General features: G+C 65.7%; 21 protein-coding genes. 15 read left to right on the top strand and 6 right to left on the bottom strand.

The features are described from left to right. Positions 1-155: 155 nt before the first annotated feature. A complete protein-coding gene (locus ACSQ24_RS21990; RefSeq protein WP_436096742.1) occupies positions 156-1,772 on the top strand; it encodes a fumarate hydratase in 1,617 nt (538 codons plus the stop codon). 83 nt (positions 1,773-1,855) lie between these two features. Further along, entirely contained in the window at positions 1,856-2,257 is a 402-nt protein-coding gene (locus ACSQ24_RS21985) for a hypothetical protein (RefSeq protein WP_436096741.1), read from the top strand. Between the two features lie 12 nt (positions 2,258-2,269). Here ACSQ24_RS21985 and ACSQ24_RS21980 read toward each other — a convergent pair whose 3' ends face one another. Next, positions 2,270-3,067, bottom strand: a complete 798-nt coding sequence (locus ACSQ24_RS21980) for an alpha/beta hydrolase family protein (RefSeq protein ID WP_436096740.1) — start codon at positions 3,065-3,067, stop codon at positions 2,270-2,272. Between the two features lie 173 nt (positions 3,068-3,240). Next, positions 3,241-4,104 carry an AraC family transcriptional regulator gene (locus ACSQ24_RS21975; RefSeq protein ID WP_436096739.1) on the bottom strand — a complete coding sequence of 288 codons (864 nt, stop codon included), beginning with the start codon at positions 4,102-4,104 and terminating at the stop codon, positions 3,241-3,243. A 251-nt stretch (positions 4,105-4,355) separates the two neighbouring features. Here ACSQ24_RS21975 and ACSQ24_RS21970 point away from each other — a divergent pair, with 251 nt between their 5' ends. The 3 genes from ACSQ24_RS21970 to ACSQ24_RS21960 all read left to right on the top strand — a co-directional run bounded on the left by ACSQ24_RS21970 (position 4,356) and on the right by ACSQ24_RS21960 (position 7,108). Then, positions 4,356-5,012: an MBL fold metallo-hydrolase gene (locus ACSQ24_RS21970; RefSeq protein ID WP_436096738.1), complete on the top strand. Its 657-nt coding sequence runs from the start codon at positions 4,356-4,358 to the stop codon at positions 5,010-5,012. A 33-nt stretch (positions 5,013-5,045) separates the two neighbouring features. Further along, positions 5,046-5,387 (top strand): hypothetical protein, encoded by a 342-nt coding sequence (locus ACSQ24_RS21965; protein ID WP_436096737.1) that lies wholly within the window; start codon positions 5,046-5,048, stop codon positions 5,385-5,387. Positions 5,388-5,650: 263 nt separating this feature from the next. Next, positions 5,651-7,108, top strand: a complete 1,458-nt coding sequence (locus tag ACSQ24_RS21960; RefSeq protein ID WP_436096736.1) for a phospholipase D-like domain-containing protein — start codon at positions 5,651-5,653, stop codon at positions 7,106-7,108. Positions 7,109-7,290: 182 nt separating this feature from the next. Here the strand turns inward: ACSQ24_RS21960 and ACSQ24_RS21955 are convergent, their stop codons facing one another. Both ACSQ24_RS21955 and efp read right to left on the bottom strand, forming a co-directional pair. Next, positions 7,291-7,809, bottom strand: coding sequence for a DUF1993 domain-containing protein (locus tag ACSQ24_RS21955; protein ID WP_436096735.1), 519 nt, complete (start codon positions 7,807-7,809; stop codon positions 7,291-7,293). A gap of 93 nt (positions 7,810-7,902) precedes the next feature. Next, entirely contained in the window at positions 7,903-8,472 is a 570-nt protein-coding gene (gene efp, locus ACSQ24_RS21950) for an elongation factor P (protein ID WP_436096734.1), read from the bottom strand. 141 nt (positions 8,473-8,613) lie between these two features. On the opposite strand from efp, the gene ACSQ24_RS21945 reads away from it, so the two are divergent. The 10 genes from ACSQ24_RS21945 to ACSQ24_RS21900 all read left to right on the top strand — a co-directional run bounded on the left by ACSQ24_RS21945 (position 8,614) and on the right by ACSQ24_RS21900 (position 14,125). Continuing rightward, positions 8,614-8,886 carry a BrnT family toxin gene (locus ACSQ24_RS21945; protein WP_436096733.1) on the top strand — a complete coding sequence of 91 codons (273 nt, stop codon included), beginning with the start codon at positions 8,614-8,616 and terminating at the stop codon, positions 8,884-8,886. Further along, entirely contained in the window at positions 8,867-9,184 is a 318-nt protein-coding gene (locus ACSQ24_RS21940; protein WP_436096732.1) for a BrnA antitoxin family protein, read from the top strand. The genes ACSQ24_RS21945 and ACSQ24_RS21940 overlap by 20 nt, the downstream gene beginning before the upstream one ends. 11 nt (positions 9,185-9,195) lie before the next feature. Next, the gene (epmA, locus tag ACSQ24_RS21935) at positions 9,196-10,260 is read left to right on the top strand and encodes an EF-P lysine aminoacylase EpmA (RefSeq protein ID WP_436096731.1); all 1,065 of its coding nucleotides are present in this window, start codon (positions 9,196-9,198) and stop codon (positions 10,258-10,260) included. Beyond that, entirely contained in the window at positions 10,257-11,357 is a 1,101-nt protein-coding gene (locus ACSQ24_RS21930; RefSeq protein WP_436096730.1) for a lysine-2,3-aminomutase-like protein, read from the top strand. The genes epmA and ACSQ24_RS21930 overlap by 4 nt, the downstream gene beginning before the upstream one ends. A gap of 29 nt (positions 11,358-11,386) precedes the next feature. Continuing rightward, on the top strand, positions 11,387-11,632 hold the full coding sequence (locus ACSQ24_RS21925; RefSeq protein ID WP_436096729.1) for a type II toxin-antitoxin system Phd/YefM family antitoxin: 246 nt from the start codon (positions 11,387-11,389) through the stop codon (positions 11,630-11,632). Then, a complete protein-coding gene (locus ACSQ24_RS21920; RefSeq protein WP_436096728.1) occupies positions 11,629-12,021 on the top strand; it encodes a type II toxin-antitoxin system VapC family toxin in 393 nt (130 codons plus the stop codon). Before ACSQ24_RS21925 ends, ACSQ24_RS21920 begins: the two co-directional genes overlap by 4 nt. Positions 12,022-12,033: 12 nt before the next feature. Next, positions 12,034-12,699, top strand: coding sequence for a DsbA family oxidoreductase (locus ACSQ24_RS21915; RefSeq protein ID WP_436096727.1), 666 nt, complete (start codon positions 12,034-12,036; stop codon positions 12,697-12,699). 84 nt (positions 12,700-12,783) lie between these two features. Beyond that, positions 12,784-13,491 carry an orotidine-5'-phosphate decarboxylase gene (gene pyrF, locus ACSQ24_RS21910; RefSeq protein ID WP_436096726.1) on the top strand — a complete coding sequence of 236 codons (708 nt, stop codon included), beginning with the start codon at positions 12,784-12,786 and terminating at the stop codon, positions 13,489-13,491. 35 nt (positions 13,492-13,526) lie between these two features. Further along, entirely contained in the window at positions 13,527-13,814 is a 288-nt protein-coding gene (locus tag ACSQ24_RS21905; RefSeq protein ID WP_436096725.1) for a DUF1330 domain-containing protein, read from the top strand. A 2-nt stretch (positions 13,815-13,816) separates the two neighbouring features. Next, complete coding sequence (locus tag ACSQ24_RS21900) at positions 13,817-14,125, top strand: DUF1330 domain-containing protein (RefSeq protein WP_436096724.1); 309 nt, start codon at positions 13,817-13,819, stop codon at positions 14,123-14,125. A 163-nt stretch (positions 14,126-14,288) separates the two neighbouring features. On the opposite strand, the gene ACSQ24_RS21895 is transcribed toward ACSQ24_RS21900, so the two are convergent. Next, the gene (locus tag ACSQ24_RS21895; protein WP_436096723.1) at positions 14,289-15,386 is read right to left on the bottom strand and encodes an NADH:flavin oxidoreductase/NADH oxidase; all 1,098 of its coding nucleotides are present in this window, start codon (positions 15,384-15,386) and stop codon (positions 14,289-14,291) included. Positions 15,387-15,455: 69 nt separating this feature from the next. Continuing rightward, on the bottom strand, positions 15,456-16,457 hold the full coding sequence (locus ACSQ24_RS21890) for a DUF808 domain-containing protein (RefSeq protein WP_436096722.1): 1,002 nt from the start codon (positions 16,455-16,457) through the stop codon (positions 15,456-15,458). Between the last annotated feature and the right edge of the window lie 89 nt (positions 16,458-16,546).

Here is a 16,546-nt window from a genome sequence, read left to right as displayed (position 1 = left end):
AGCGGACGGAAACGGGTCCGCGCGAGCTGGCCGCTTCCCTGGAATGATCTCAATCTAGGCTTGGAGGCCTTGGCCCGAGCGGCTATGACGCGGCCGACGTCGCGAGCGCCGCGCGTTCTGCGCATGGCGCCGCTCAACCGCCGGAGCACAGCCCGATGGCCTATACCCATGTCGATCTCTTCCCGCTCGGTGAGGACAAGACGCCCTATCGCTCGCTCGGCAGCGACGGGGTCACGGTCGAGACGATCGGCGGGCGCGAGATCCTGAGCGTCTCGCGCGAGGCGATCAAGCGGCTCTCCGAGCAGGCTTTCATCGACATCAACCACCTGCTTCGGCCCGGCCATCTCGCCCAGCTCGCCAAGATCCTCGACGATCCCGAGGCGACCTCGAACGACCGCTTCGTCGCCTACGACCTGCTCAAGAACGCCAATATCGCGGCCGGCGGCGTGCTGCCGATGTGCCAGGACACCGGCACGGCGATCATCATGGGCAAGAAGGGCCGCAAGGTCTGGACCGAAGGTGAAGACGAGGCGGCGCTCGGCGAAGGCGTCCATGACGCCTATCTCAAGCGCAATCTGCGCTATTCGCAGGTCGCAGCCCTCTCCATGTTCGAGGAGAAGAACACCGCCACCAACCTGCCGGCGCAGATCGACATCTATGCCGAGGGTGAGGACGCCTACAAATTCCTCTTCGTTGCCAAGGGCGGCGGCTCGGCCAACAAGACCTTCCTCTTCCAGGCGACGCCCTCGCTCCTGACCAGGGACCGGATGATGGCGTTCCTGAAGGAGAAGATCCTGACGCTCGGCACCGCCGCCTGCCCGCCCTACCATCTCGCCATCGTCATCGGCGGCACCTCGGCCGAGCAGAACCTCAAGACGGTCAAGCTCGCCTCGACCAAATATCTCGACGCTCTGCCGACCCAGGGCTCCGCCAGCGGCCATGCCTTCCGCGATCTCGAGATGGAGGAGGAGGTCCACAAGCTGACGCAGGCGCTCGGCGTCGGCGCCCAGTTCGGCGGCAAGTATTTCTGCCATGACGTGCGCGTCATCCGCCTGCCGCGTCATGGCGCCTCGCTGCCGATCGGGCTCGGCGTCTCCTGCTCGGCCGACCGCCAGGCCAAGGGCAAGATCACCAAAGACGGCATCTTCCTCGAGGCGCTCGAGACCGATCCGTCGAAATACCTGCCCGAGATCGACGAGGCCAAGCTCGGCGGTGATGTCGTCAAGGTCGACCTCAACCGGCCGATGAGCGAGATTCTCGCCACATTGACGCAATACCCGGTGAAAACCCGGCTCTCGCTGAGCGGGACGATCATCGTCGCGCGCGACTCGGCCCATGCCAAGATCCGCGAGCGGCTGGAGAACGGCCAGGGCATGCCGGACTATCTGAAGAACCACCCGGTCTATTATGCCGGCCCGGCCAAGACACCGGAGGGCTTCGCCTCGGGCTCCTTCGGCCCGACCACGGCAGGCCGGATGGATTCCTTCGTCGACCAGTTCCAGTCCTTCGGCGGCTCGATGGTGATGCTCGCCAAGGGCAATCGCTCGGCGCAGGTCCGCGAGGCCTGCAAGGCCCATGGCGGCTTCTATCTCGGCTCGATCGGTGGCCCGGCAGCGCGCCTCGCCCAGGACTGCATCCGCAAGGTCGAGGTGCTGGAATATCCCGAGCTCGGCATGGAGGCGGTCTGGCGCATCGAGGTCGTGGATTTCCCGGCCTTCATCGTCATCGATGACAAGGGCAACGACTTCTTCAAGGAGCTGAATCTCGGATGATATCGATGCCGTCATTCCGGGGCGCTGCGCAGCAGCGAGCCCGGAACCCAGAGCCGATATCCTTGCATGTTGAAGCGCGACGCTTGCGCTCCATTCTGATCGGGCTGCGACTCTGGATTCCGGGCTCGCCCCTGCGGGGCGCCCCGGAAAGACGGACGAGGGTCGCCGTTGTCGCGGCGCTGATCTTCATCGCAGCCATCCCTGCACTGGCACAGCCGCGTCCCGTTCCGGCGACGTGCACGCGCGATCTGTTCCAGAACGAGGCAGCGATGCGCCAGCGGCAATATCGCATGCAGCAGGTCGCCACGGCCGATCAGGCGACGCAGTGTGTGGCCTGGCGCGACCATGTCGCGTTCATGCAGAAGGCCCGTTCCGTCTTCGCCACCTGCCAGAGCGGACGGCAGCGCGAGGAGAACGTGGGCCAGATGGACCAGTCGCTGGCCGACTACCGGGTGTTGCTTGCCAATCGCTGCGGGGGCCGCTGACTGGCGTTGCTTCTATCGGATCTCTGGCGGCTGGCCGAGCTGCACCTTGAAGAAGGCGAGCACGCTGGCGTTGAACTCGGCATGGAAAGCGGCCCGGTCGAAACCGGGCTGATCGCTGCAGAGCTCGCCGGCCGATTGGGCCAACTCGGCCGGGCAGGGCGGCAGGAAGGAGAAATGCTGCGAGCCGGGCACGACGTGGAAATCGGGCTTCGTCGGCAGCCAACCTGCTATGTCTGCGACACTGGCCGGAGTGACACCGTCGCCGCCGCGCTCGGAACCCCAGAGTTGAACCGGCACCCGCACGTTCTTGAAGCTCCCTGCTGTAAAGAAGACGCTGAGCGGATCGACGATGACCGCCGCCTTGATGCGCGGATCATGGCTGAGTTCCGGAAGCTCTCCCTTGTGGACCTGCGCGCAGAGCGGGTCGCTCTTGCCCTCGCAGAGCCTGAGGCGCTTGCCAAACTGTGGATTGGCGCCGATGGCGACGAGCCCGGTATAGCCGCCGCGGGAAAAGCCGAAGAAGCCGACGCGCTCGGCATCGATCCTTGCCGCATCGGGCCATGAGCCGAGCATGTAATCGACCGCGCGCTTGATGTCGGCCGGCCGCTCGACGAAGACCGAGAACTCGCGCGTACGGCTCTGATCCAGGCTGGTGTCGCCGGGATGATTGATCGCGACGACGATGAATCCGGCGTCGGCCAGAACCTCCGCCGTATCGCGATGCCCGAGGAAGCTTCCGGTCCTGCCGTGCGAGATCACGATGAGCGGGCGCTTCTCACCGGCGAGCGGGCAATTCATGCTGACGGACATGGCGAAAGGCCCAAGCCGTATTTCGCTTTTTGGCTGGGTGCATGGATACCAGACTGCTCCCTTGAGCGGCTGGGGTCCTCCATCGGCGGGGATTTCGACGGGCTTGAATCCGGCAGCTTGCGCCAGCGAGGCAACAAGCCAAAACGCTAGGCAGGACAAGAGACGATGGAGATTCATAGCGTGCTCGCGCTGCGGATGGGGATCAGGAGGTCGGTGCGCAGCGCGGCGGGTGCTATGCCGCGTGATGACGTATCGAGATAGTGCTCCAGCGTGGGCCGATCATCCGGCTCGTAGCCGCTGCCCGGCATCCATCTTGTGTAGAGCGCCTGCGCCGCGGCGTTGATACGGGTGTACGGACCCACCAGCCGCTGCACGGCATAGCGCCCACCGGGGATCTCGAGCATTTCGACGCCGGAGTCCTCTGGCCAAGGATCGGGCGAGGCGACGGCGGCATAGTATCTGAAGCGGTCGGCGTATTGGGGATCGCCGAAGGAGGCGCCCCATTTCTCGGTGATGGTGCGTGTCCCGGCGCGGAGGCGCAGCTGACGGTGCGTGTGAGGAATAGTGGCGAACGATCCCCTATGTCGCAGCGCATGCAGCCATTGCGGTGGTCGTTCGACGATTGCGACAGTCGGCATGGCTTCGTTGTCGCTGTCGATGCTGGCCGTCCCGTCGATAGTAAGAATTGCCCGCTCCATCTGTTGCCGGAATGCGCGCGGCGACAACCCCGTGAACTGGCGAAAGGCGCGGCTGAAGGCCTGCGGGCTGTCATAGCCGACCGCCAATGCGACTTGCGTGATGCTTTCATTCGAGCCGGTCAGGAGACGGGTCGCGAGGGCCAGTCGGACGCGGCGGACCGTGGCGACCGTCGTCTCACCAACCACGCCGGCATAGACGCGGTGAAAATGGAAAGGCGAGAAATTGGCGAGGCGTGCGAGATCGTCGAGACGAAAGTCAGCCGTCGGATCAGCGACGATGGCAGCAACCGCGCGAGCCGCGCGGGCGCGATAATCCTGTTCTGTTCGATCGCTGGCCATCGAGAACAGCCTGCCCCATCTGTAACTCGGAAACTTAGCTGCTTTTGCTAAAGTGTCCGGATGCGGGACCGGCCCGTTTCCTCATATGCATCCCGATTCACCTCATGGATGTGAATACCGCAATCCCTTCACCCTCGAAACGCAGCGTGGTGATGGGTTTGGGCAAGGCGGCATTTGAGGTATGGCAGTCGCATCGCGCCCTGCCGTGTTGCACAGCCGGGTTTCTGATGTGAGCGGCCACGGGATGATGGATGACTAGCGATACGACTTCCCCGCTCGGCATCGCCGTCGTGCCGGTGACGCCCTTCCAGCAGAACTGCTCGATCGTCTGGTGCACGCGCACCAAGGAGGCCGCGGTCGTCGATCCCGGCGGCGACGTCGAGCGCATCCGCGGTGCGCTGAAGGAGCTAGGCGTCACCCCGGTCGCGATCTGGCTGACCCACGGCCATATCGACCATGCCGGCGGCGCGACCGAGCTCGCCGGCGTCTTGAACCTGCCGATCATCGGACCGCACGAGGCCGACAGGTTCCTGCTCGACGCGCTGCCGCAGCAGGGGCTGATGTTCGAGATGCGCGGCGTGCAGGCGGTGACGCCGACGCGCTGGCTCGCCGAGGGCGATACCGTCTCGGTCGGCGATGTCAGCTTCTCGGTGCAGCATGTGCCGGGGCACACGCCCGGCCACGTCACCTTGTTCGAGAAGGACCTGCGCTTCCTGCTTGCCGGCGACACGATCTTCGCCGGCTCGGTCGGCCGTACTGATTTCCCTTATGGCAACCACAAGGACCTGATCGGCGGGATCAAGGGCAAGCTGCTGCCGCTCGGCGACGACGTCCAGTTCCTGCCCGGCCATGGCCCGGCCAGCACGCTCGGCGAGGAGCGTAAGACCAATCCGTTCCTGCAGGGATAGCGGGAAGCCGCGCACCAATTGGAAACCGCGCCGATGGCGAAATTTCCGTGCTTCGCACTGGCAGCAGCGTTGGTGCTGGGCGCATGCAACCCTGCGGATACCGAGCTGAAGATTCTTGCCACGAAAAAATTCCGTGCTCCCGAAAGCACCGGGCGCATCCATTGCTTTACGCCACAGCATTACAGCCTCGGCGAAATCGCCAAGATCGATCGGGCAGCTTACGAAAGAGCCAGCAGGTTGATTCCGCCTGAGATCATGGCGGCCCGTAACGTCGACGATGATTACTCAATCGTGACGGTGATCGATGGCTTGGGAATCTATATCCGCTATTTCGGCTACAGAACCTTACCAGCCGAACACCCGGTCTGCTGGTAACTGCCGAAAGCTCTGAAGAGGGACGCTGCCCAGAAACGCTAACGGCCATGTCCGGAAGAGCGCGCGTACATCCGGCGTCGCTGTCTTCGGGTTCATGGCCGTCTTCAACGGAACGGAGGGCAGTGGAACGCCCTCGACATCACCGTGACGCCGATATGGGATTATGATCCTGCCATTTCAAGGGGCGGTTCCATGAAAGTCGGATCGCTTGCTTAGGCGCCTGACCGCGTTGCCGGTTTCGCGGCCCATGCGATAGTCGCGGCATGTGGGAGATTCTCTCGGCCTATTGGCCGCATATCCTCGGCGTCGTCTCGCTGGCGCTGACCGTGGTAGCGGCGAGCCATGCCGCGATGACCAAGGACGAGGTGCGCGCCGCCATCGGCTGGGTCGGCGTCATCGTCCTCTCGCCGATCATCGGGCCGCTGATCTATGCGGTGGGGGGCATCAACCGCATCCGCCGTGCCGCGATCGTCTCGCAGCGCAAGCCGAAGCTCGGCGCCGATCCGCTGGCGCAGACATTCGAAGTCTCGAACGCTGGCGTCGCCCGCGATTTCGGCCGCCGCTTCGCCGCGCTGAAGACCCTGGGCGACAAGGCGACGCGCCGCCATCTCAAATCAGGCAATGCGATTGCGGTGCTCAGGACTGGCGATGAGGCCTATGCGGCGATGGCAGAGGCGATCGTAGCGGCCGAGCGCGCGATCATCCTCGAAACCTATATCTTTGACCGCGATCCGCTCGGCCTGCGCATTGCCGACGCGCTGATCGCGGCCGTCCGGCGCGGCATCGACGTGCGCGTGCTGATCGATGCCGTCGGCGCGCGCTATTCGGTGCCGAGCATCGTCAGCCATCTGCAAAAGAACGGCGTGCCGACCGAGGTCTTCAACGGCAACATCATCATCGGCCTCAGGCTGCCCTATGCGAACCTGCGCACCCACCGCAAGCTGCTGATCGTCGACGGGCGGGTCGCTTTCGCCGGCGGCATGAACATCCGCCAGGGCTTCACCTCCGAATTCGCCGGCGACGCGGCCGCGCACGATACGCACTTCCGCGTAGAGGGGCCGGTCGTCGAGGATCTGTTCGCCATCGCGGCCGAGGATTGGCGCTTCGCCTCGGGCGAGGAGCTCGCCGGCGAGGTCTGGGCGATCACGCCGGAGGCGGCTCCGCACGGTCCGCCCGTCCTGATGCGCGCGGTGGCGTCAGGGCCGGATGCCAGCCTGGAGACCAATCATAAGCTGCTGATCGGCGCCTTCTCGGTGGCGCGGACCTCGATCCGGATCATGTCGCCCTATTTCCTGCCGGATCGCGAACTGATCAGCGCGCTGGTCACCGCCGCAAGGCGCGGTGTCGCCATCGACATCGTCGTGCCCGACGTCAACAATCTCGTCCTGGTCGACCGCGCCATGCGGGCGCAGTTCGACCAGGTGCTGAAGGATGGCTGCCGGGTCTGGCGCGCCACCGGCTCGTTCGACCACTCCAAGCTGCTCGCGGTCGATGGCGCCTGGGCTTATGTCGGCTCGTCCAATCTCGATGCACGCTCGCTGCGGCTGAACTTCGAGATCGACCTCGAAGTGCTCGATGCCGATTTCGCTGCTGGTATCGAACAGCGCATCGATGCCGCGATCACCAGGGCACGACCGGTCACGCTGAAGGGGCTGCGGTCACGGCCCTTCCCCTTGCGCCTGCTCGACCGGATGCTCTGGCTCTGGTCGCCCTATCTGTGAGGCTGGCGGCGGAGGAAAGCTCCTTCGTCATTCCGGGACAGGCCAACGGCCTGAGCCCGGAATCCAGAACCGACGTGCCTGCTCGCTAAAGCGAAGCGGCCGGCAGCCTTGCCTGGATAGGGCATAGGTTCTGAATTCCGGGCTCGCTGCTGCGCAGCGCCCCGGAATGACGGCGTGGCGCCTCAGGCGTCGAACACGCCCTTGAGGAAGTCCTGCTTGCCGACCTGGAAGCCGTTCTCACGCAGGATGTCGTAAGCGGTCGTGGCGTGGAAATAGAAGTTCGGCACGGCAAAGCGGGTGAGGTAGTCGGCGCCCTTCATCGTCACGGTCGCAGACGGGCCGCGCGGGAAGGTCACGTCCTTGTCGAGGCCGGCGTCGAGCGCCGCCTTGTCGACCGAGGCGATGAAGTCGAGCGTCCTCGCGATCCGCGCCTTCAGCTCGTCAAAGCTCTTCTCCTCGTCGGGAAAGCGCGGATTCTCGGCTCCGCTCACCCGGGCGGCCGCGTTCTTGGCGAAATCCGACATCAGCTGGATCTGGCGGGTGAAGGACAGCATGTCCGGGGCGAGCCGGCTCGACAGCAGCACTTCCGGCTGGATCTTGCGCTCGGACGCCTCAGCGCCTGCCTTGTCGAGGATCGCGTCGAGCGCCTTCAGGGTCTGGATGAAGCCCGGGAAGACGGCGGCGTAGGCGGAAAGCGGCATGGTGGCTCCTCGGCGAACGAAAACGGGCCCGGAAGGGGCCCGCTGCGTTCGTCGATATAAGCCTTTCCCCGCCGATGTCAGCGGGCGCCGGCGTCAGTCCTTGGCGCGCTCGACATAGGCCCCGGTCTCGGTCATCACGACGATGCGGGTGCCGGGGCCGATATGCGGCGGCACGGCGGTGCGCACGCCATTGGTCAGGATCGCCGGCTTGTAGGAGGACGAGGCGGTCTGGCCCTTGGTCACCGGCTCGGTCTCGGCGACCTCGCAGGTGACGCGCTGCGGCAGCTCGATCGCGACGGCCCGGTCCTCGAATACCGAGAGCGAGACCTTCATGCCTTCCTGGAGGTAGGGCGCCATGTCGCCGACGACGCCGCCGTCGACCGGGATCTGGTCAAAGGTCTCGGGGTTCATGAAGACGTACTGCTCGCCGTCCTGGTAGAGATAGGTGAAATCGCGATCCTCGACATAGGCGCGCTCGACCTGCTCGGTCGTCTTGTAGCGCTGGGTCATCTTCACGCCGTCGGAGATGCGGCGCATGTCGATCTGCGTCGTCGGCGTGCCCTTGCCCGGGAAGAAGCTCTCGGCCGAGATGACCGTGCAGAGATGCCCGTCGAGCTCGAGGACGTTGCCCTTGCGGACGGAGGAGGCGATGACCTTGACCACGTGAATGTCCTTGATGCTGCCCACGCGGGGCGCGAATTCGTTGCCGCGCAACTACCGCATCACGCGGTGAAACGGAAGCGCGGTGTCCAAAATCATGTCGTGGACCATTGACATTCGAGCTGCGTAGATACAATTAAATCTGTGAAGCTCGAATTCGATCCCGACAAGAATGAACGCAACATCCGCCAGCGCGGGCTGCCGTTCATGCTGATGGATGAGTTCGCGTGGGAAACGGCGCAGACGCATGAGGATCGCCGCTTTCCATATCCCGAGCGGCGCTTCGTTTCGCTGGGGCTGATTGAAGATCGCCTCTTTGTCGTCTGCTTCACGCCAATACCCGGCGGTATTCGCGTGATCAGCTTTCGGAAGGCAAATGCGAGGGAGGTGAAGCGTTATGAGCAGGAAGCCGACTGACATCGATCCAGCCCTCGCGCCGCTGACGGACGAGGACGGAGAGGTGCGCGAATTGACCGAGGCCGATTTCGCTCAGATGCGGCCCGCCTATGAGGTGCTGCCGCCTGAGCTAGTCGCCCTGATGCGGGAGCATCGCCGGCGGCAGGGCGAGCGCGGCCCGCAGAAGGCACCGACCAAGAAACTGGTCAGCATCCGGCTGGATCAGGACGTGCTGGAGCGCGCCAAGGCTGATGGTCCCGGCTGGCAGACGCGGATCAACGAGATCCTGCGCGAGGCCTTGATGAAGAAGGCGGGCTGATCGCGATCATCATGCGCAACGGTAACCCGCCCTTCTGGCGGCCGGACATCCATGCCGATCGACGCCCGGCGCTGCTGGTGCGCGGGCGGATCAAGGCGGCGCTGCGGCGCTGGTTCGAGGCGCAGGGTTTCATCGAGGTCGAGGCCGCGATCCTGCAGCTGTCGCCGGGCAACGAGACGCATCTGCACGGGTTTGCCACCACGCTGATCGACGATGGCGGCGCCGGCTATCCCTATTATCTGCATACCTCGCCGGAGTTCGCCGCCAAGAAGCTGCTGGCGGCGGGCGAGCCGCGTATCTTCGATTTCGCCCGCGTTTTTCGTAATCGCGAGCGCACTGCCCTGCACCATCCCGAGTTCACCATGCTGGAATGGTATCGCGCCGGGGAAGATTACGAGGCTCTGATGCAGGACTGCGCCGCGCTGCTCGCCGAGGCCGCGCGTGCTGCTGGCACCGCGGTCCTGCGCTGGCGCGGCAGCGAGGTCGATCCCTTCGCTGAGCCCGAGCGGCTGACGCTGCACGAGGCCTTCGCCCGCCATGCCGGCATCGACCTGATGGCTACGCTCGCCGGAGATGGCGCGACCGATCGCCAGGCACTCGCTGCGCAGGCTCTGGCCGTCGGCATTCGCCTCGCGGAGGATGACAGCTGGTCCGACATCTTCAGCCGCGTCCTCTCCGAGAAGATCGAGCCACAGCTCGGCCGCGGCCGCGCCACCATCCTGTGCGAATACCCGATCTGCGAGGCGGCGCTCGCCCGGCCCAAGCCCGGTGATCCGCGCGTCGCTGAGCGCTTCGAGCTCTATGCCTGCGGCGTCGAGCTCGCCAATGCCTTCGGCGAACTGACCGATCCGGCCGAGCAGCGCCGGCGCTTCGAGGCTGACATGGACGAGAAGCAGCGCATCTATGGTGAGCGCTATCCGATCGACGAGGATTTCCTCGCCGCGCTTAGCCTGATGCCTCAGGCCTCGGGCATCGCGCTCGGCTTCGACCGGCTGGTCATACTCGCGACCGACGCGCGCCGGATCGAGGATGTGCTCTGGACGCCGGTCGCGGAACCGGGCAGGGGAGGGCGATGACGATCCACCAGCCACCCGGCCAGCCGCTGAAGACGGTCGACGCCCTCGTCGAGCGGGGTCTCGTCGCGCTTGAGCAGCGTGAGGCGCTGTCGGAGGTCGCCAGGCGCTATGCCGTCTCGGTGACGCCGGCGATCGCGGCGCTGATCGACCCATCCGACGACACCGACCCGATTGCCCGCCAGTTCATTCCTGCCCCGGCCGAGCTCGAAACGCTGCCGGAGGAGCTGGCCGACCCGATCGGCGACGAGGCGCATTCGCCGGTCGAGGGCGTCGTCCACCGCTACCCGGACCGGGCCCTGCTCAAGCTGGTCCATGCCTGCCCGGTCTATTGCCGCTTCTGCTTCCGCCGCGAAATGGTCGGCCCCGGCGGCGATGCGCTCACCGGAGACAAGCTCGACGCTGCGCTCGCCTATCTCGCCTCCCGCCCGGAGATCTGGGAGGTGATCATGACCGGCGGCGACCCGCTGATCCTCTCCGCCCGGCGGATGCGCGAGGTCGCCAGGCGCCTCGCCGCGATCGGGCATATCAAGGTGGCGCGCTGGCATACGCGCGTGCCAATGGTCCAGCCCGAGCGCATCACCGAGGATTATGCCCGCGCGCTGCGCATCCCCGGCAAGGCGAGCTACATTGCCATCCACGCCAACCATCCGCGCGAGTTCACCGCGGACGCGAAGGCCGCGCTGGCGCGCCTCGCCGACGCCGGCCACGTCCTCGTCAGCCAGAGCGTGCTGCTCAAGGGCGTCAACGCCGATGTCGAGACTTTGTCGGCGCTGATGCGCGCCTTCGTCGAGAACCGCGTCAAGCCGTATTACCTGCACCATCCCGATCTCGCGCCGGGCACCTCGCATTTCAGGCTGTCGCTGGCGGAAGGGCAGGCGCTCGTCAAAAGCCTGCGCGGCAACCTTTCCGGTCTGTGCCAGCCGACCTATATCCTCGACATCCCCGGTGGGGCCGGCAAGATCCCGATCGGGCCCGCCTTCCTTTCGGGCTGCGAGACGCCCGGCGCGCAAGGCTTCGCGGAGGACCGCCATGGCGACCTCCATGCCTATCCGCCGGTGGGTGGCGGTGTCCGTTTCGAGGATGAAGTGCTAGACTAAGTCTGATGGACTAAGTTTGGAGCGTAGACATGGAAACGGTGAATATCCACCAGGCCAAGACCAATCTCTCCCGCTTGGTCGAACGGGTGTCGAAGGGCGAGAGCGTGATTATCGCCAAGGCCGGCAAGCCGATGGTCAAGCTCGTACCGCTCGATGAGACTGAGCGCCGGCCGGGACGGCGCATCGGCTTCATGGCAGGGGAATTCACGACTCCCGACGATTTCGACCGCATGGGAGAGGATGAGATCGCCGAGATGTTCTACGGCCGCCCATGAACGGTCCATTCCTCCTCGATACACATCTGATCCTTTGGTCGGCGAGCGAGCCGGAACGTCTCTCGCCGGCAGCTGCGCAGATCATCGAGGACGAAGCGACCATCCTCGCTTTCAGCGTTGTCAGCCTCTGGGAAATCGCGATCAAGAACGGGCTGCGCCGCTCGGATTTCCTTGTCAATCTCCGGCGTTTGCGCCGCAACTTGCTTGAAGGCGACCTTCGCGAGATATCCGTGCTGAGTGAGCATGCTCTCGCGTTGGAGGCTCTGCCAATCCATCACAAGGACCCATTTGACCGCATGCTCGTGGCCCAGGCGGTGGCGGAAGGAATGACGCTGCTGACGGGGGACGCGATCCTGGCGGCGTACGGGCATCCCGTCTGCCGGGTCTGACAGGAGATCATCATGCAGGACAAGCTCCCCCTCGCCATCGTCTCCGATATCGCCTGCCCATGGTGCTTCATCGGCAAGGCCCGGCTCGAGACGGCACTCGCCAATCATAATCTGACCGAGCGCGTCGCCATCACCTGGCTGCCCTATGAGCTCAACCCGGAGATGCCGGCGGAGGGCATGGACCGCACCGCCTATCTCGACGCCAAATTCGGCCCAGGCAAGCGCCGCGAGATCGAACTGCGTCTCTCCGAAGCGGCGCTGGAGAGCGGCGTCACCTTTAACTGGGCGAAGGTGACCAAGAGCGTCAACACCCGCATGGCGCATATGCTCGTCGCCGCCGCCGCAACGGTCATGCGCGGCAGCGAGATGACCGCGGCGTTGTTCAAGGCCTATTGGCAGGACGGGCGCGACATCGGCGATCTCGAAACGCTGGTCGCGATCGCTGGCGAGCAGGGTTTCGACGAGCAGGCGGCGCGCGACGAGCTGTCCAATGACGAGTTGCGCGAGACCGTGATCGGGCTCGAGGCGCATGCTCAGAAGGTTGGCGTCACCGGCGTGCCTTTCTTCATTGTCGACGGCAAGCTCGCAGTGTCGGGTGCTCAGCCGCCGGAGGTCTGGACCCAGGTCTTCGCGCAGGTGCTGGCGGCCAATCGCGAGGAAGCCGCCGACGGATCTTAATAAAGACCTGTCTCAAAAATGAGAAATCCTTGCGCCGCCGCTCGAATCGTGCCTTTCACCAGGTAACAGGCGGAGGGCAGGACGATGACGCAGAAGATCAACGATCTCCGGGACCGCATGATCGTCGCGCTCGATGTGCCGACGGTCTGGGACGCCTATCGCATCGTGTCCACGCTGGGTGACGGGGCGAGCTTCTACAAGATCGGCTACCGGCTCGCTTTCGCCGGCGGGCTCGACCTCGCTCGTCAGCTCGTGATCGAAGGCAAGAAGGTCTTTCTCGACCTCAAGCTCCACGACATCGGCAACACCGTCACCGAGGGCGTGGAATCGCTGACCAAGCTCGGCGTCACCTTCCTCACCGTGCATGCCTATCCGCAGACCATGCGCGGCGCGGTCGAAGGCCGCGGCGAGGCGGCGCTGAAGCTGCTCGCGGTCACCGCCCTGACCTCCTATGACGATGGCGACCTCAAGGATGCCGGCTACGGGCTCGCAGTGCGCGATCTCGTGCGCATGCGGGCCCAGCAGGCCCGCACTGCCGGCGTCGACGGTATCGTCTGCTCGGCCGCCGAGACCGAGATCGTGCGCGGGGTCATCGGCCCTGACATGGCTATCGTCACGCCCGGCATCCGCCCGGCCGGCAGCGCTGTCGGCGACCAGAAGCGCACCTTGACCCCGGCCGAGGCGATCCGCGCCGGCGCCGACCATCTCGTTGTCGGGCGTCCCATCATCCGCGCGGCTGACCCGCGTGCAGCGGCCGCCGCGGTCATGGACGAGATTGCGGGCGCCGCTTAGTCTGCCGCTCCTTTCCACCGGATACGGATACGGCAATGCCCAAGGGATATGTGATCGGTCGCGCCAAGGTGACCAATGCGACGCAATGGGCGGCCTATGCCGCGAAAGCCTCCGAGGTGATCAAGCAATATGGCGGCACGCCTTTGGTGCGCGGCGGCCAGATGTCGGTTGGCGAAGGCGAGGGCCGGGCCCGCAACGTCGTCCTCGAATTCCCCGATTACGCAGCGGCCAAGGCCTATCTGTTCTCGGTCGAGTATGGCGAGGCGCGCAAGCTGCGCGAGGGCGCCGGCGAGATCGACCTGATCGCGGTCGAGGGGGCCTGACCATGGCGAAAGGCTACTGGATCGCCCGCGTCGACGTGCAGAACGAGTCGGAATACGCCACCTACCGCTCGCTCAACGCCATCGCTTTCGCCAAATATGGCGGCAGGTTCCTCGTCCGCGGCGGCGAGTACAAGCTCGCGCGCGGCGAAGGCCGCAAGCACAACGTCGTCATCGAGTTCAAGGACATCGAGACGGCGCGCGCCTGCTACGAATCGCCGGAATACCAGGCGGCCGTGCAGCACCTCGCCAAGGTCGGCCCGGTCGATCTCGCCATCATCGGCGGCTATGACGGGGCCCAGCCGGGCGATTGAGCTCGGCTCTCGCATTCTTCAGGTTCCACTTAAGTCATCCCGGGCGACCGAAGGGAGACCCGGGATCCATTCCGGAGCCTCTTTCGGAAAGGCTCCGGAATGGATCCCGGATCAGCGCGGCTTCGCCGCTCGTCCGGGATGACTAGCCTTGCGGGTTGACTGCTCAGCTCTCGAACAGCGTCCGGAACCGGCTTGGCTGCGAGCGCAGATACTGCTTCGGCGCCTTGACGCTGGCGCCGAGATGGGCGGCCGCATGCCAGGGCCAGCGCGGCTCGTAGAGAATGCCGCGAGCCAGCGCGACCATGTCGGCATCGCCGCCGGCGACGACCGCCTCGGCATGCTCGTAGTCGGTGATCAGGCCGACGGCGATGGTCGGCAGCCCCGTCGCCGCCTTGACCGCCCGGGCCAGCGGCACCTGATAACCAGGCGAAAGCGCGATCTTCTGCGCTGGCGAAACCCCACCGCTGGAGACATGGACGAAGCTGGTCCCGCGCGCCTTCAATGCCTCGCAGAAGGCGACGGTCTGCGCGATGTCCCAGCCGCCTTCCATCCAGTCGGTACCGGAGACGCGCACACCGACCGGGATCGCCGCCGGAACCACCTCGCGCACTGCGTCGAAGACCTCGAGCGGAAAACGCATCCGGTTCTCCAGGGGGCCGCCATAGGCGTCGTCGCGCTGGTTCGACAGCGGCGACAGGAACTGGTGCAGCAGGTAGCCATGGGCGCAATGCAGCTCGATCGCCTGCAGGCCGAGCCGCACCGCCCGGCGCGCCGTCGCGACGAAGGCCTCGCGGATCCGCTTCAGCCCGGCGGCGTCGAGCGGCAGCGGCGGCCGGTCCGTCGCCTGCATCGGCAGCGCCGAGGGGGCGAATGTCTGCCAGCCGCGATCGTCGAGCGGGCGCTGCCCGCCACCGCTCCAGGGTGACTGGACCGAGGCCTTGCGGCCGGCATGGCCGAGCTGGATGCCGATCGGCATGTCGGAATGGCGGCGGACCGCTTCGAGCACACGCGCCAGCGCCGCTTCGTTGGCATCGCTCCACAGGCCAAGATCATCCGGGCTGATCCGCCCGTCCGCCTCGACCGCGGTCGCCTCGATGATCAGGAGCCCGGCGCCCGACAGAGCGAGGTTTCCAAGATGGATCAGATGCCAGTCGGTGGCCGAGCCGTGATCGGCCGAATACTGACACATCGGAGCGATCACGATCCGGTTTACCAGATGAAGGTCGCCGAGATCGAAGGGCTGGAAGAGTTGGCTGGGCATGTCGAGTCCTGAGGTCGCAATAGGGCGAGCGGTCCGGTCGTATCCGGAAAAGGGGCTGGAGAAACGGGGCTAGTGCTGCTGCGTCTCGGCTGCCGCCGCTTTCGCGCTGCTGCCGCGTCGGGCCTTCAGGATCGGCTCGACGATGAAGTGCATGCCGACAAGGCAGAGTCCGCCGATGATGAGCCCGAACACCGCGGAGGCGGCGGCGGTGGTCAGCCATTCGAGCACGCTCGATAGCGCGGGCCAAGCCTGGCCGACCGCGACAGCGACGCCATGGATGGCATGCTCGATCCCGGCGAGCCCATAGCCGGCGAGGCCGTGGATGATGATGCCGCCACCGACCCAGAGCATCGCCGCCGTGCCGACCGCGCTCAGCAGCTTGAGGAAAGGCGGCATGCCGGTGACGAGCCCACGGCCGAGGAGCCGGATGGGAAGAAGGCCGCTGCGGGCCAGCGCGACGCCGGCATCGTCCGCCTTCACGATCAGGGCGACGACGCCGTAGACCAGCACGGTCATGCCGAGCCCGACCACGGCCAGCACCAGCGCCTGCATCCAGAAGGAGGAGGCAGTGACGCCGGCGAGCGTGATCGCCATGATCTCGGCCGAGAGGATGAAGTCGGTCTTGATCGCGCCGGCGATCTTCTGCTCCTCGAGCTGCTTTGGGTCGAGGATGTCGGTGCCGCCTTCGCCGGTGATCTCGTCATGATGCGCATGCGGCACGACGAGCTCGTAGACCTTCTCGAAGCCCTCGAAGCAGAGATAGGCACCGCCTGCCATCAGGAGCGGCGTGATCGCCCAGGGCGCGACGAGGCTGAGGACGAGCGCCGCCGGCAAGAGGAAGAGCAACTTGTTCTTGAGCGAGCCGAGCGCGATCTTGCCGATGATCGGCAATTCGCGCTCCGCCGCGAAGCCGACGGCATAGCGCGGCGTCACCGCCGCGTCGTCGATGACGATGCCGGCCGCCTTGGCGCCGGCCTTGGTCGCTTGCGCGGCGGCGTCGTCGAGCGCGGCCGCGGCGACCTTGGCCAGGGCTGCGACGTCGTCGAGAAGGGCGAACAGTCCCGAACTCATGGCGGTCTCCAGGCGCGGCCGCGGATCGGGCGGCGCGTAGCTGATAGGTGATCCGATTTGCCCTGATATGACAGCAGCGAGGCGCCCGC

This window comes from Allobosea sp. LjRoot237, assembly GCF_964253285.1.
In the GTDB taxonomy this organism is placed as follows: domain Bacteria; phylum Pseudomonadota; class Alphaproteobacteria; order Rhizobiales; family Beijerinckiaceae; genus Allobosea.
This window is presented reverse-complemented; position numbering and strand designations above follow the sequence as displayed.

Coding starts and splice junctions, on each gene's coding strand:
- ACSQ24_RS21915 (WP_436096727.1), top strand. CDS start 12,034: ATGCAGGACAAGCTCCCCCTCGCCATCGTCTCCGATATCGCCTGCCCA.
- ACSQ24_RS21940 (WP_436096732.1), top strand. CDS start 8,867: ATGAGCAGGAAGCCGACTGACATCGATCCAGCCCTCGCGCCGCTGACG.
- ACSQ24_RS21900 (WP_436096724.1), top strand. CDS start 13,817: ATGGCGAAAGGCTACTGGATCGCCCGCGTCGACGTGCAGAACGAGTCG.
- ACSQ24_RS21920 (WP_436096728.1), top strand. CDS start 11,629: ATGAACGGTCCATTCCTCCTCGATACACATCTGATCCTTTGGTCGGCG.
- ACSQ24_RS21890 (WP_436096722.1), bottom strand. CDS start 16,457: ATGAGTTCGGGACTGTTCGCCCTTCTCGACGACGTCGCAGCCCTGGCC.
- ACSQ24_RS21960 (WP_436096736.1), top strand. CDS start 5,651: ATGTGGGAGATTCTCTCGGCCTATTGGCCGCATATCCTCGGCGTCGTC.
- pyrF (WP_436096726.1), top strand. CDS start 12,784: ATGACGCAGAAGATCAACGATCTCCGGGACCGCATGATCGTCGCGCTC.
- ACSQ24_RS21975 (WP_436096739.1), bottom strand. CDS start 4,104: ATGGCCAGCGATCGAACAGAACAGGATTATCGCGCCCGCGCGGCTCGC.
- ACSQ24_RS21925 (WP_436096729.1), top strand. CDS start 11,387: ATGGAAACGGTGAATATCCACCAGGCCAAGACCAATCTCTCCCGCTTG.
- ACSQ24_RS21990 (WP_436096742.1), top strand. CDS start 156: ATGGCCTATACCCATGTCGATCTCTTCCCGCTCGGTGAGGACAAGACG.
- epmA (WP_436096731.1), top strand. CDS start 9,196: ATGCGCAACGGTAACCCGCCCTTCTGGCGGCCGGACATCCATGCCGAT.
- ACSQ24_RS21895 (WP_436096723.1), bottom strand. CDS start 15,386: ATGCCCAGCCAACTCTTCCAGCCCTTCGATCTCGGCGACCTTCATCTG.
- ACSQ24_RS21980 (WP_436096740.1), bottom strand. CDS start 3,067: ATGTCCGTCAGCATGAATTGCCCGCTCGCCGGTGAGAAGCGCCCGCTC.
- ACSQ24_RS21905 (WP_436096725.1), top strand. CDS start 13,527: ATGCCCAAGGGATATGTGATCGGTCGCGCCAAGGTGACCAATGCGACG.
- ACSQ24_RS21970 (WP_436096738.1), top strand. CDS start 4,356: ATGACTAGCGATACGACTTCCCCGCTCGGCATCGCCGTCGTGCCGGTG.
- ACSQ24_RS21965 (WP_436096737.1), top strand. CDS start 5,046: ATGGCGAAATTTCCGTGCTTCGCACTGGCAGCAGCGTTGGTGCTGGGC.
- ACSQ24_RS21930 (WP_436096730.1), top strand. CDS start 10,257: ATGACGATCCACCAGCCACCCGGCCAGCCGCTGAAGACGGTCGACGCC.
- ACSQ24_RS21955 (WP_436096735.1), bottom strand. CDS start 7,809: ATGCCGCTTTCCGCCTACGCCGCCGTCTTCCCGGGCTTCATCCAGACC.